Origin of the sequence: Vibrio spartinae (assembly GCF_024347135.1) — a bacterium.
In the GTDB taxonomy this organism is placed as follows: domain Bacteria; phylum Pseudomonadota; class Gammaproteobacteria; order Enterobacterales; family Vibrionaceae; genus Vibrio; species Vibrio spartinae.
Genome location: NZ_AP024907.1, coordinates 1,038,806 through 1,052,358, shown reverse-complemented (window position 1 = coordinate 1,052,358; position 13,553 = coordinate 1,038,806). Strand labels below are relative to the sequence as shown.

Here is a 13,553-nt window from a genome sequence, read left to right as displayed (position 1 = left end):
ATACGTATAACTAATCGTAAAATTCTGCATTTATCATGAATAAAAAAATATTTTTGAAGTCGATTTCTACCCCTTTTATTGCTTTAGCGGCAATATTCACATTCACTGCTTCAGCCTCTCCGATAGTGGTTCCGGATGCACCTCAAATTGCAGCCAGAGGCTATGTTCTGATGGATTATCATTCAGGTAAAATCCTTGCAGAAAAAGAGATGAACACCAAACTGCCCCCAGCCAGTTTGACCAAAATGATGACCAGCTATGTCATCGGTCAAGAACTGGCTCGTGGCAACATCTCTCCAGATGACGATGTGGTTATCAGTAAAAACGCATGGGCGAAAAACTTTCCGGACTCCTCCAAAATGTTCATCGAAGTCGGAACGACCGTGAAAGTGAAAGAGTTAAACCGCGGTATCATCATCCAATCGGGTAATGATGCGTGTGTGGCGATGGCTGAGCATGTCGCGGGTTCCGAAGATGCGTTTGTTGATTTGATGAATGCCTGGGCCAACACCATCGGTATGAAGAATACTCATTTTGAGAACGTACACGGACTGGACCACGGCAATCACTATTCAACGCCTTATGATATGGCGATTTTGGCGCAAGCACTGATTCGCGATGTGCCGAACGAGTATAAACTCTATTCTGAAAAGAAATTTACTTATAACGGCATTACCCAATATAACCGTAACGGTCTGCTCTGGGATAAGAGCATGAACGTTGATGGTATCAAGACGGGTCACACGAGCCATGCGGGTTATAGCCTGGTCAGCTCAGCGACTGAAGGCAACATGCGTTTGATCGCTGTCGTGATGGGTACGAAAAGTGCAAATGCTCGGAAGTCAGAAAGTAAAAAACTGCTCAGCTATGGCTTCCGCTTCTTTGAAACTGTCGCACCGCATAAAGCCGGAGAAACGTTTATTAACGAGCGTATCTGGATGGGTAGCCAAGACACCGTTGCACTTGGTGTGGATAAAGATACCTATGTCACGTTACCAAGAGGACAAGCGAAAAACCTGAAAGCCAGTTTTGTCTTAGAGAAAGAGCTGGAAGCACCGATTAAAAAAGGGGATGTCGTCGGTAAGCTGTACTATCAGCTCGAAGGTAAAGATGTTGCTCAATATCCATTAATCGCACTGGAAGATGTCAACAAAGGTGGTATTTTCAGTCGCCTATGGGATTACATCATTTTGTTATTTAAAGGGTTATTCTAATCCAAACCATCGTGTGATGTACCAATCACTCTCAAGAAAAAAGCCTGATACGATGTCAGGCTTTTTTTGTTGTGAAGCGCTTCGAGCGATCGAACAATCCATCCCATCTCATACCCGGGTTGTCGATTACGTATCCCGCTCTACTGTCCGTTTTGGCCAAAGGCGCGACTCACGACGTAAAACTCTTTCGATATCTTTAAGCTGTGCGGGTTTGGGAAGTACGTCATCCATCCCACAGGTCTTATACTGCTCAATATCTTCTTCACTGGCGTTGGCCGTGTAAGCGACAATATAAGGCTGCTTCATATCAATCTGACGGCGAATTTCACGTGTGGCTTCCATCCCGTTCATCTTGCTCATGTAGATATCCATTAAAATCACATCATAATTGCTGTTTTGCACGGTCTTCAGCACTTGGGTACCATCTCCGATGGTATAAACCCGGTGACCTAATTTTTCCAACATCAATCGTGCTAATGACTGATTCAGTGAACTATCATCGACCACCAGAATATTCAGCGGCGTACAGTGCTGAATCGATTGTCTGTGTTTAACGGATTGGTCACCGCCCAGCCCGACCACCTGATAGGGAATATCAAACCAAAATGTCGCACCGAGTCCGGGCATACTTTCGACCTGAATGTCTCCCCCCATCATTTCAACAAAACTCTTACAAATCGAGAGACCTAACCCCGTTCCTCCCATGTGAGAGCCGACTTGCATGAAAGGCTGGAACAGACGTTTCAGGTGTTCTTGTTCAATGCCTATACCTGAATCCTTAATCTTAAATACAAGACGAGGCTCACGATCACCGCGGGTTAAATTCACGCGAAGGTGAATCTCACCGTGATAAGTAAACTTGGCGGCATTTCCTAATAAATTAATCAAAATCTGTTGCAGTTTTTTAGGGTCGCTTCGGATGTATTGAGGTACAACGTCGCTGATTTCGTAACTCAGTTGAATCTCTGGAGATTTCAGTTGTGGACGAATTAAATCAACCACAGTCGATATGAGTGGGCGCAGCTCGAAGTTGCCAGGCTCAAAAGTAATTTTATCTGCCTCAATTTTCGACAGATCAAGGATGTCATTCACAATCGCCAGTAATGAACTCCCGCCAGACTCAATAATATTGAGAAACTCCTGTTGCTTAGCATCCAGACGAGAATGGCTCAGAAGTTCGGTCGCCCCAAGAATACCATTCAACGGTGTTCGGATTTCATGACTCATCACCGCGACAAACTTACTTTTGGCCCGGTTGGCAGACTCAGCGGCTTTTCTGGCCGCTTGTAGCGCGGCTGTACTGCGGCGCAACTGCATCAAGTTATGTCGGATATACGTTAAATAAACCCCGACCAAAATACTGAAATTAATAAAGAGAAAAATAGAAAACCCTGCCAATCGAAGGCGAGTCTCACCTTCCTCTGCCTTTTGGTGTGCGTAATACTCTCTCATCGACATCTCAGCCGCAGCAATGTAGCGCGAGCCATCTGCAGAACGCATCGGGACAAAAACCGCACGAAAGTCGCCCCAATGGTCATCATAATCCGCCCAGATAATACGGTTTTCATGTAATGCGGTGAGTAATTTGTGACTGGCATCAGGATAGGGATCGAAAAAACGGACATAAGTATTATTTTTCAACTCATCTTCAGACGCGCTGGATGAAACGAGAACCGCCTGCCCACCCCGCTCAATCACCGTATAAATATAAGTCAGATCCATCTTTCTGCTATACTCGGTCAATCGCTCAATCGCATGCCAATCTTCCGCTTCAGTTTTCGAATTTTTATCAACTAATCCATCATGGTAATGCTCTCCCAGAACTGCCGAGGCAACCAAAGCACCATGATAGAGCCGATTATTCAGATCATCTTCAATCGACTGCTTCGCCTGTACATACAGATATGCCACAAAAGAAACACAGGAAATGACATACACACAACAGAACAGGACAAACTTCCATGTTTCTTGAATACGAAACCTTCTACGATGAGCGCTTTTAGCAATCTGCTGCATTATTTCTTAACCTACTAAACTCACGACAAAATCAATGTCATCTCTATCAGAATAACCCCAAGATGCAGTTTCAGCACATACCAATTGATTGCATATACGATACGCTCAATATAAAGCTTGTCGCTGTCGAACACACTCACCTGCATAGTATTTTACTAACATCTTAATCTTTATACCTTTATTTTTTACTTAGCTCGACTTCTTTCACTGAAGCAGCATCCGAGTAAATTCACATTAATAATATCAACTAACTTTATATAACTAAAATCGTTCAATAAACCGATAAAGTTTGCGTGAAACCACACAATTCGAGCATAAAAGTGCATCTTGAGATCCATGTCATTAATCAGTATCATTCCCCTCCTTATCTATATCTGTCGACCTCAGCCGGAGTTGCACTTATGTTAACAATAAACTCAGATGCAAAACTGAAAGATTTGCTTGAATTTCCTTGTTCATTTACCTACAAGGTTATGGGCCATGCAAAACCGGAGTTACCAGAACTGGTTCTTGAGGTCATACAGCGTCATGCACCCGGTGATTACAGCCCAAGCGTCAAGCCGAGCGCGAAGGGAAACTATCATTCAGTTTCCGTCAATATCACCGCGACATCAATCGAACAGGTTGAAACACTCTACAAAGAGTTAGGTGAGATTGATATTGTACGTATGGTTCTGTAAGCAGACAGAAAACGGCATACACAGCCGAAAAACGCTATTATTTGTTGAAAGATTCAATTTTTTTTGAAAAATAACAATGATAATCTTTCCTGATTAATCAAATCGTTAGAATGGCTCATCTAAAGATGTGGCCATTTTTTTATCATCATTGAGTAGTTCCATTGCTCGAAGCAGTTTATAATCCAAACACTTTATTTATCGCGGATGAGTCATACTATGGAGAACCAACTCGTTATTAAACGACTCGGTCAACAGGACTATCAGCCTATCTGGCAAGCGATGCACGATTTTACCGACCAGCGAACGAATACAACCTGTGATGAAGTCTGGCTGGTTGAACATCATCCTGTGTTTACTCAGGGTCAAGCCGGAAAAGCAGAACACATTCTTAACCCGGGAGACATCCCCGTCGTCCAGAGTGATCGCGGTGGGCAAGTCACTTATCATGGCCCCGGACAATTGGTCGTTTATTTTCTACTCGATCTAAAACGTAAGAAGCTTGGTGTCAGAGAACTCGTCACACATATTGAAAATATGGTCATCGAGACCCTGAATGCATTTCATATTCACTCCCAAGCCAGAGCCGATGCGCCCGGTGTGTATGTCGGCAATAAAAAGATCTGCTCTTTAGGGCTACGGATTCGCAAAGGCTGCTCCTTCCATGGACTGGCTCTGAATGTCAATATGGATTTATCGCCGTTTTTAAGAATCAACCCTTGTGGTTATCAAGGTATGGAAATGGTTCAGATTAGTGAACTCGGTGGTCCATCCGACATGCACTCCGTCGAAGAACAACTCATCACAACGCTTGTAACAACACTGGGTTACGAGCATGTAGAATTCAAAACAGAAGCAATATCATGAGCAAACCAATTCAAATGGAAAAAGGCGTCAAATACCGCGACGCTGACAAAATGGCACTGATTCCGGTCAAAAACATGCCGACCGAACAGAAAGAACAACTGCGTAAACCCGAGTGGATGAAGATTAAGCTACCGACAGATAGTCAGCGCATTCAGGATATTAAATCTGCCATGCGCAAGAATAATCTGCATTCGGTTTGTGAAGAGGCTTCTTGTCCTAATCTGGCAGAATGCTTTAATCATGGTACCGCGACCTTTATGATTCTGGGGGCAATTTGTACGCGTCGCTGTCCTTTCTGTGACGTCGCGCATGGGCGTCCTTTAACACCGGATGCACAAGAACCACATAAACTCGCGCAAACAATCCGGGATATGAAACTCAGATATGTTGTAATCACCTCGGTTGACCGGGATGACTTACGTGATGGTGGCGCTCAACATTTTGTTGACTGTAACCGAGAAATCCGAGCACTCAGCCCCGACATTCGTATCGAAACGTTGGTACCCGATTTTAGAGGTCGGATGGATACAGCACTGACCATCCTGCAAGATAATCCGCCAGATGTATTCAATCACAATCTGGAAACAGCGCCCCGCTTGTACCGCAAGGTCAGACCCGGTGCAAATTACAAATGGTCTCTTGAGTTATTACAAAAATTCAAACAGCAACACCCGGACATCCCAACTAAATCCGGTTTGATGATGGGACTGGGTGAAACAAAAGAAGAGATCGTCGAAGTGCTGAAAGATCTGCGCGCACATGGTGTGACCATGCTGACTCTGGGTCAATATCTGGCACCGAGCCGCCATCATCTGCCTGTTGAACGGTATGTGCCACCAGAAGAGTTTGATGAACTGAAAGACATTGCGCTTGAGCTGGGCTTTACTCATGCTGCATGTGGTCCATTTGTTCGTTCATCCTATCATGCCGATCTGCAAGCCAAAGGCGTTGAAGTCAAATAACCCCCCAATCAGGTCGGTGTATTGCATCGGCCTGATGACTCTCCGTTACACGCTCTCTCACATCAATGCTTGATTCACTCAGAAACACCACCATAGCAAATGTGAAACGATTGCCATAATTTGTGTCATGAGATTGAATCTATAAGCATTGTTCTATAGTCTAGAGAACAACTTGAATTCACTGTCGATGTAAGGATATATATGATGAAAACGGCCACGATCTGGGGCATTGTCGGACTCGCGCTCACACTCGCTGGTTGTGCTTCAAATACCAAAGAAGACAACTACCGTGAAGCGTCTTTTGAGCTTTGTAATACCGACGTGAAAGTCTACTCGCTGGATAATGCGGGACGCGTTCGCATCGTCTGTGCCGACGGCTCTAAATTTGCGCTCAAATCAGAAGACACACTTGAAGTCATGCGCGGGATCAATATTGATTACTGTGATGGCGAAGGGTTAGGCAAATTTACTGAAAGTGAAAATTACTACCTATTCAAATGTAAGTCAGGCACAACACTGAGCATCTCTAAAGATTAATCTCACGGTGAGGTGAGATTCTCAAGCGATTGTCCTTTCACTGACACTTTTGAATCTATTGCTTGGTTGTGAATCGACTTTATTTGAAAACAATAAACCCGCTTTAAGCGGGTTTATTTTTATCATCAGCATGCAAAGACGACTTATGCGTAAACAGGGAGACGCTTACAAATTTCAAGCACTTTTGCTTTCGTCGCATCAATCACACTTGGATCATTGATGTTATCCAGAACATCACACATCCAGTTTGCCAACTCTTTCGCATCATCGACAGTAAAGCCGCGTCGGGTAATTGCAGGTGTGCCGACACGAATACCAGACGTTACAAATGGACTACGCGGGTCATTTGGCACAGAGTTTTTATTCACTGTCATATTCGCGGCACCGAGCGCTGCATCCGCTTCTTTACCCGTGATATCTTTATCGATTAAATCAACTAAGAACAGGTGGTTTTCGGTACTATTTGAGACGATTTTATAGCCGCGAGCTTGGAACTGAGCAACCATCGCTTTGGCATTTTGAACGACACGTTCCTGATACGCTTTAAATTCTGGTTCCATTGCTTCTTTGAACGCAACGGCTTTTGCCGCAATCACATGCATCAGAGGACCACCCTGACCACCGGGGAATACAGCAGAGTTCAGTTTTTTGTACATGTCCTCACCAGCGCTTGACAGAATCAAACCACCACGAGGACCCGCCAGAGTTTTATGTGTTGTGGTTGTCACAACGTGAGCATGAGGAACCGGCGTTGGATAAGCACCAGCAGCTACCAGACCGGCCACATGAGCCATATCGACAAACAAGTAAGCATCAACTTTATCAGCAATTTCACGCATCCGAGCCCAATCAACAATCTGTGAATAAGCAGAAAAACCACCGATAATCATTTTCGGCTTGTGTTCAACAGCCAGCGATTCCATTTCGTCGTAGTTAATCTGACCACTTTCATCAATGCCATAAGGAATCACATGGTAGTGTTTACCGGAGAAGTTAACCGGAGACCCATGTGTTAAGTGCCCCCCATGAGCCAGACTCATCCCTAAAACCGTATCGCCGGGATTCAATAATGCCATGTATACAGCGCTGTTCGCCTGAGACCCGGAGTGAGGCTGGACGTTTGCATATTCACAGTTAAACAGTTGACATGCACGTTCAATCGCTAATGTTTCAACTTTATCGACATACTCGCAACCACCATAATAGCGCTTACTTGGATAGCCTTCTGCATACTTATTGGTCAGCTGAGAACCCTGAGCTTCCATGACGCGTGGACTGGTGTAATTTTCTGAAGCAATAAGTTCAATGTGCTCTTCCTGACGAAGAGTTTCTTCTTGAATGGCTGCGAAAAGATCCGCATCATAATCAGCGATATTCATATCACGCTTAAGCATCTGTATCTCCTGACTCAGATTGACTGGAAAGTTTAATAAAACGACATTCTGACTTAACGCAAACGTTTTCGTCACTTAATTTGGCGCGTATTCTACCTAAATTGATTTATGTCATAAAGCCCAAATAGACAAATTATCATGCAGTTTTTTCATGATACCGAAAAGTCACACCATGATCGCATCACGCGTGTCAACTTTCAGGTTTACATGATGTAAAGAACCAAAGACATAGGTTTACCTGAATTTACTGCTGCTAGCTACCGAAAGCATCACCTTTTCTTTAGTATTCTCCGCAATTATCCCAATACTTTTGACCCTCAATGGAAAAACACACATTTCAGGAAGATATCATTGCCATGATGACCGGGAGCTTTTTGGTTGCTCAGGGAATTATGTTTCTGCAGGCAGCACATGCCATTACCGGGGGGACTGCCGGATTAGCATTATTATTCAACCAGCTAACGCCCTACTCTTTTGGTGTGCTGTATCTGTTATGCAATGCGCCTTTCTATTTGCTCGCCTGGAAACGGTTTGGTCGCAGGTTTACGCTAAACAGTTTGATTTCCGGACTACTGGTCTCCTTGTTTACCGACCTATTTTCACACTTCATTCGGTTAACAGATGTCAATGTCATTTACTGTGCTATCACAGGAGGACTTTTGATGGGGCTGGGAATGTTGATTCTTTTCCGCCATCGTTCAAGCTTAGGCGGATTCAATGTCTTCTGCTTATTGATTCAGGATAAATTCGGGATTTCTGTGGGAAAAACACAACTATGCATTGATGCATCAATTGTCTGTGCATCCTTATTTTACCTGTCCCCAGCAATAATTGCCGTCTCAATACTCAGCGCGGCTGTACTCAATATTGTGCTGGCGATGAATCATAAACCATCCCGATATTCTGTCACTTACGGTTCATCATAAACAATAAAGTGCGTAGATTTTGCCTTATATATCCTGATGTTGAATAAGAAATAGCACATTTGTCCAAAAAGACATCACTCAGTCATAAATTATTAGAAAAGTCTTTACAGACTGCATAGGTTTGCTATGATGCGCCCCGCACCGAAGAGATGTTTCGGGAATATGTCTTCAATACAAAGTGCACACCCTGGAGGGGTTCCCGAGTGGCCAAAGGGAGCAGACTGTAAATCTGCCGGCTCCGCCTTCGATGGTTCGAATCCGTCCCCCTCCACCATATTCAAAATGTTTGAATCATTGTTGATCTGATTCAGGCATGAACAAAACTCTGGAGGGGTTCCCGAGTGGCCAAAGGGAGCAGACTGTAAATCTGCCGGCTCCGCCTTCGATGGTTCGAATCCGTCCCCCTCCACCATATAGAAAAGCCAGCATATCGCTGGCTTTTTTTCTATCTTTATTCAGGCAATTCACCCACATCGGATTGAATGACTGTGGCGATGCCAGATTCAATACCGACCTCATACTGCGATAAATGCCAGCAAAGAGACACGAACGAATCAATCGCCTCCCCGCTTTATGACATTCAATATGATATCAACTCAATTTTTCTGTCCCGCGTCCGGATAACAAGCCATCACGCCAGATAGGCTGGTACATCTTTGATGCTATCAAGAACCACATCGGCAAGTGATTCCCCATCTTCAGTCACTGGTTTTCCGGTGCGAACCAAAATTGAAGTGCCAACTCCTGCGGCCTGAGCGGCAATCAAGTCTGATGGTTTATCACCAACCATCACCGAATTTGCCATATCGATGTCGAGAAAATCACGCGCCGAGATAAACATACCGGGCTGGGGTTTTCGGCAATCGCAGTCCTGCTTATATTTACCGAGACCATGTTCTGGATGGTGAGGACAATAATAAATCCCATCCAACTCGACCGCGTGATCAATGAAATTCCAATCCATCCACTGAGTCAGGCTCAAAAAGCGATCTTCGCTAAACAAACCTCGCGCGATCCCCGCTTGATTGGTGACGACCACTAAAAGATATCCCATATCCTTCAAGCGTTTTGTTGCCTCAAAAATCCCATCAATGAAGTGGAAATCATGTTCATCATGAACATAATCACTATCAATATTGATCACACCATCGCGATCCAGAAACACTGCTGGTTTAGCCAAAGCTTTACCCCATCCGACTAATTAATGTGGGTTATTATACTCAAACTCACTGCCGGAGATACACCCAAATCCCCTTTGTATCGCGTTTCAGTTTTTTGATTGCTTTTTTCCGCACAAATGACGACAATGGTCCTTTTAGACGTCTAGACGTCGAAAATGATTGACTTCATTATCATGAAGCCATAGCATCCACTACCAAATCGCAGGTGTTGTTCTGGTTGAATACGATATCATCTCTCAACACACCATGCCTTAGCATGCAATTCGTCATCTGAGGCGGAATTCAATTAATAAACTAAAGTACGTCCTAGTCAGGGTTTCTAATGATTGAAATAAATCACGTCAATAAAATGTTCGGTCAAGGCGATAATCAAATACTCGCTCTGAAAGACATTAATCTCCATATCCGGCAAGGGGCTATTTTTGGGGTAATCGGCTCTTCCGGTGCAGGGAAAAGTACGCTGATACGCTGTGTCAATATGCTGGAATCCCCCACAAGTGGTGAAGTCATTGTTGACGGTGTTGACCTGACCAAATTGAGCGCAGCTCAGCTCTGTCAGGCCAGACGCAATATCGGTATGATCTTCCAGCATTTTAATCTGTTATCATCCCGAACTGTATTTGACAATATTGCCCTGCCGCTAGAACTTGCGGGTCATAATCAGCAATATATCCATAATAAAGTGGATAAATTGCTGACACTTGTCGGCCTTGACGACAAGAAACAAGCCTATCCATCCAACCTCAGTGGCGGGCAAAAACAGCGCGTCGCCATTGCGCGCGCATTGGCGAGTGACCCCAAAGTGCTGCTATGTGATGAAGCCACCAGTGCACTGGATCCGGCCACGACCCAATCGATTTTACAACTGCTCAAACAGATTAATCGCCAGTTAGATATCACGATTTTGCTGATTACGCATGAAATGGATGTCGTTAAAAGTATCTGTCACGAAGTCGCAATCATCGGCGACGGTGAGTTGGTTGAAAAAGGCAGTATCAGCGATATTTTTGCCCATCCGAAAACAGAACTCGCTCACCAGTTTATTCGTTCAACACTGGATTTATCGATTCCGGAAGATTATGAAAGTCGTCTTCATCCGGAACGCATTCCGAGTGGCTATCCACTCGTTCGAATGGAGTTTACCGGTGCCACGGTTGATGCCCCGTTGGTTTCACATATCTCACGGGATTTTAATGTGGATGTGAATATTCTCAGTTCTGATCTCGATTATGCCGGCGGTGTTAAATTCGGCATGTTGGTCGCAGAACTCTTTGGAGAAGATGCACTCACTCAAGCCGCAATCGAATATCTCCGTTCACAGCATGTAAAAGTAGAGGTCCTTGGATATGTCAATTAACCTCATCGTTGACTGGGTCAGTCAAAACAGTCATCTGATTTTGAATGCAACTTGGCAAACGGTCTATATGGTTGCGATCTCAGGTTTGGTCGGCTTTCTCGTCGGCATTCCACTCGGTGTTATCCTGCATATCACGAAACCGAGGGGATTAATGGAAAACCGACGCTTTAACCGTGTTTTAGGCGCAGTGGTCAACATTGGCCGCTCGGTGCCGTTTTTGGTCTTGATGGTCGCGATTATCCCGTTAACCAAACTATTGATCGGCACGTTTATCGGCACAACAGCAGCAATCGTGCCATTGACCATCGGCGCGATTCCATTTGTTGCCCGACTGATTGAAGGTGCCCTGCTGGAAGTCCCTGCCGGTCTCGTTGAAGCAGCCCAAGCCATGGGAGCGAAACCGCTGCAAATTATCGCCAAAGTTCTGTTACCGGAAGCGATGCCAACGATTCTTAACGCCGTCACCATTACGCTGGTGACACTGGTGAGTTACTCAGCAATGGCAGGAACCGTTGGTGGTGGTGGCCTCGGTGATGTGGCGATTCGTTATGGTTTCTACCGTTATGATATTACTGTCATGGCTGTGACTGTCGTGATGCTCATTGTTCTTGTTCAGATTATTCAGTCCATTGGTGATGCCATCGTACGCAGGGTTGACCATAGATAAGCAACCATAGCTAAACAATAAAAACATCGATGATCGATGATCATCACTCAGGATTAAGCCAAGGAGAAGTTTATGAAATTAAGTCTAAAGGGGTTACTCACGATTGCTACGGCAGCTTCCGCACTGGTGCTGGCCGGCTGTGGTGATAAAACTGCCGATAATAACAAAATCAAAGTGGGTGTCATTGCCGGTGCAGAAGCACAAGTTGCCGAAGTCGCTAAAAAAGTGGCAAAAGATAAATACAATCTTGATGTAGAACTGGTCACATTCACCGATTATGTGACGCCCAATGCAGCACTGGATGATGGTTCTGTTGATGTCAACGCATTCCAGCACAAACCGTATCTGGATCAGCAAATTGCCGATCGGGGTTACAAATTAAAGATTGCTGGTAATACATTTGTTTATCCGATTGCAGGATACTCCAAAAGAATCAAATCAGTTGATGCGCTGAAAGAAGGTGATCGGATTGCTGTACCAAATGATCCAACCAACCTCGGTCGCTCACTGATCCTCCTTCAGCAGCAAGGTCTGATTACCTTACGCGATGGCGTTGGTTTGAAAGCAACCGTACAAGATATTGTGAAAAATCCGAAGCAGTTAGAAATCCTGGAATTAGACGCAGCACAACTGCCTCGTTCACTGGATGATGTGGCCATTGCGGTTATCAATACCACCTTTGCCAGCCAGTTACACCTTTCTCCGGAAAAAGATGGTCTGTTTGTCGAAGACAAAGAATCACCGTACGTCAATCTGATCGTCGCGCGTGAAAACAACGTCAACAACGAAAATGTACAAAACTTTGTGAAAGCTTATCAGACCGATGAAGTCTATAATGCTGCGATGAAAATCTTCAATGACGGTGTTGTCAAAGGCTGGTAAAACCAAGTTTTGCCGTCAACGCGATAACAACATTTGTATCAAGCAAACAAGGGCATTTTCATGCCCTTTTTTATTGCTTCATTTTTTCTGATGACTTACTTCAGGTAATCCCACGACAGATTCGAAACAATCCGGCATGTATCACATTTGAAATGGAAAATATCATGCAGGGGTTCGGCTAACCGCCATTCACCGCCACATTTCGGACAACAACGATGCTGTTCACTTTCTAAACTGGTCCCACCGACACGGTACTGATAAAAGTAAGTAGGGATTTTCGTCAAATACTCAATACGCCCACGTAAATCCCAGCCACGCCTAAACAAATCACTATCCGGCATCATCATCTCTTTTAAAGCCGCATGTTCAGCCTGGCAGCCACCGGCCATCTGAAGTTCATCACAAGCTTGCCATTCCGTCTGCCATTTAATCACCGCTTTATGATCCCCATTAAATGTCGCAGGAATGCGGTATAAAGGTATCGGCAGGAGCGTTTCACCATTCCGTAAGGGTGAGCAAGTATGAACATAGGTCGTATAAAGCACCTGCCACTCACGTGGCTCATCGGGATCCGTTTGCTCGGAGTGAATATCTTGCCCCAGAATACGAACTTTCGGCGCGAGCAAACTCGCCTCAGTCAGCCTTGCAATACATCTGCGTACAAAAGCGGAGTGATAATTCGGATGCAAACTCTGTTTTTCAGCACATACCGCCCGGACAAAGAACTCACCGTCTCCCATGACAACGGGAAATTCCCGGCCCAGAATCTGGCCGTTAAACCGTAATGCTTCCAGTAAACCGGAAATCACCCCTTCAACGGCAGCAACCGTTGTGTTATCAAAACATTCAAACTGGAGTTCAACAACGTACATC

At 44.8% G+C, this 13,553-nt stretch carries 13 protein-coding genes and 2 tRNA genes; 11 read left to right on the top strand and 4 right to left on the bottom strand.

Features of this window, described 5'->3' with window-relative positions:
* Nucleotides 1-35: 35 nt before the first annotated feature.
* Nucleotides 36-1,214: a serine hydrolase gene (locus tag OCU60_RS04915; RefSeq protein ID WP_074374121.1), complete on the top strand. Its 1,179-nt coding sequence runs from the start codon at nt 36-38 to the stop codon at nt 1,212-1,214.
* Nucleotides 1,215-1,340: 126 nt separating this feature from the next.
* Here OCU60_RS04915 and OCU60_RS04910 read toward each other — a convergent pair whose 3' ends face one another.
* Nucleotides 1,341-3,230: an ATP-binding protein gene (locus tag OCU60_RS04910; RefSeq protein WP_083602714.1), complete on the bottom strand. Its 1,890-nt coding sequence runs from the start codon at nt 3,228-3,230 to the stop codon at nt 1,341-1,343.
* 401 nt (nt 3,231-3,631) lie between these two features.
* Here OCU60_RS04910 and ybeD point away from each other — a divergent pair, with 401 nt between their 5' ends.
* The 4 genes from ybeD to OCU60_RS04890 all read left to right on the top strand — a co-directional run bounded on the left by ybeD (nt 3,632) and on the right by OCU60_RS04890 (nt 6,273).
* Nucleotides 3,632-3,910, top strand: coding sequence for a DUF493 family protein YbeD (ybeD, locus tag OCU60_RS04905; RefSeq protein WP_074374122.1), 279 nt, complete (start codon nt 3,632-3,634; stop codon nt 3,908-3,910).
* Between the two features lie 216 nt (nt 3,911-4,126).
* Nucleotides 4,127-4,774 (top strand): lipoyl(octanoyl) transferase LipB, encoded by a 648-nt coding sequence (gene lipB, locus OCU60_RS04900; RefSeq protein ID WP_074374123.1) that lies wholly within the window; start codon nt 4,127-4,129, stop codon nt 4,772-4,774.
* Nucleotides 4,771-5,736 (top strand): lipoyl synthase, encoded by a 966-nt coding sequence (gene lipA / locus OCU60_RS04895; RefSeq protein WP_139302136.1) that lies wholly within the window; start codon nt 4,771-4,773, stop codon nt 5,734-5,736. Before lipB ends, lipA begins: the two co-directional genes overlap by 4 nt.
* Before the next feature lie 204 nt (nt 5,737-5,940).
* Nucleotides 5,941-6,273 (top strand): hypothetical protein, encoded by a 333-nt coding sequence (locus OCU60_RS04890; RefSeq protein WP_021019419.1) that lies wholly within the window; start codon nt 5,941-5,943, stop codon nt 6,271-6,273.
* Nucleotides 6,274-6,416: 143 nt separating this feature from the next.
* On the opposite strand, the gene glyA is transcribed toward OCU60_RS04890, so the two are convergent.
* Nucleotides 6,417-7,667, bottom strand: coding sequence for a serine hydroxymethyltransferase (gene glyA / locus OCU60_RS04885; RefSeq protein ID WP_074374125.1), 1,251 nt, complete (start codon nt 7,665-7,667; stop codon nt 6,417-6,419).
* Nucleotides 7,668-7,987: 320 nt separating this feature from the next.
* On the opposite strand from glyA, the gene OCU60_RS04880 reads away from it, so the two are divergent.
* The 3 genes from OCU60_RS04880 (at nt 7,988) to OCU60_RS04870 (ending at nt 9,005) form a co-directional block, all read left to right on the top strand.
* On the top strand, nt 7,988-8,593 hold the full coding sequence (locus OCU60_RS04880; protein ID WP_074374126.1) for a YitT family protein: 606 nt from the start codon (nt 7,988-7,990) through the stop codon (nt 8,591-8,593).
* 189 nt (nt 8,594-8,782) lie between these two features.
* Nucleotides 8,783-8,867: transfer RNA gene (locus OCU60_RS04875), tRNA-Tyr, on the top strand.
* Between the two features lie 53 nt (nt 8,868-8,920).
* Nucleotides 8,921-9,005, top strand: a tRNA-Tyr gene (locus OCU60_RS04870).
* Between the two features lie 219 nt (nt 9,006-9,224).
* Here OCU60_RS04870 and gmhB read toward each other — a convergent pair.
* Nucleotides 9,225-9,773 carry a D-glycero-beta-D-manno-heptose 1,7-bisphosphate 7-phosphatase gene (gene gmhB, locus OCU60_RS04865; protein ID WP_074374127.1) on the bottom strand — a complete coding sequence of 183 codons (549 nt, stop codon included), beginning with the start codon at nt 9,771-9,773 and terminating at the stop codon, nt 9,225-9,227.
* 323 nt (nt 9,774-10,096) lie between these two features.
* Between gmhB and metN the strand changes: the two genes are divergently transcribed.
* From metN to OCU60_RS04850, 3 genes are all read left to right on the top strand, one after another.
* Nucleotides 10,097-11,131: a methionine ABC transporter ATP-binding protein MetN gene (gene metN, locus OCU60_RS04860; protein WP_074374128.1), complete on the top strand. Its 1,035-nt coding sequence runs from the start codon at nt 10,097-10,099 to the stop codon at nt 11,129-11,131.
* Nucleotides 11,121-11,798, top strand: coding sequence for a methionine ABC transporter permease (locus OCU60_RS04855; RefSeq protein ID WP_074374129.1), 678 nt, complete (start codon nt 11,121-11,123; stop codon nt 11,796-11,798). Before metN ends, OCU60_RS04855 begins: the two co-directional genes overlap by 11 nt.
* Nucleotides 11,799-11,870: 72 nt before the next feature.
* On the top strand, nt 11,871-12,680 hold the full coding sequence (locus OCU60_RS04850) for a MetQ/NlpA family lipoprotein (RefSeq protein WP_074374130.1): 810 nt from the start codon (nt 11,871-11,873) through the stop codon (nt 12,678-12,680).
* A 95-nt stretch (nt 12,681-12,775) separates the two neighbouring features.
* Here OCU60_RS04850 and OCU60_RS04845 read toward each other — a convergent pair whose 3' ends face one another.
* Nucleotides 12,776-13,552, bottom strand: coding sequence for a Zn-ribbon-containing protein (locus tag OCU60_RS04845; RefSeq protein WP_074374131.1), 777 nt, complete (start codon nt 13,550-13,552; stop codon nt 12,776-12,778).
* Between the last annotated feature and the right edge of the window lies 1 nt (nt 13,553).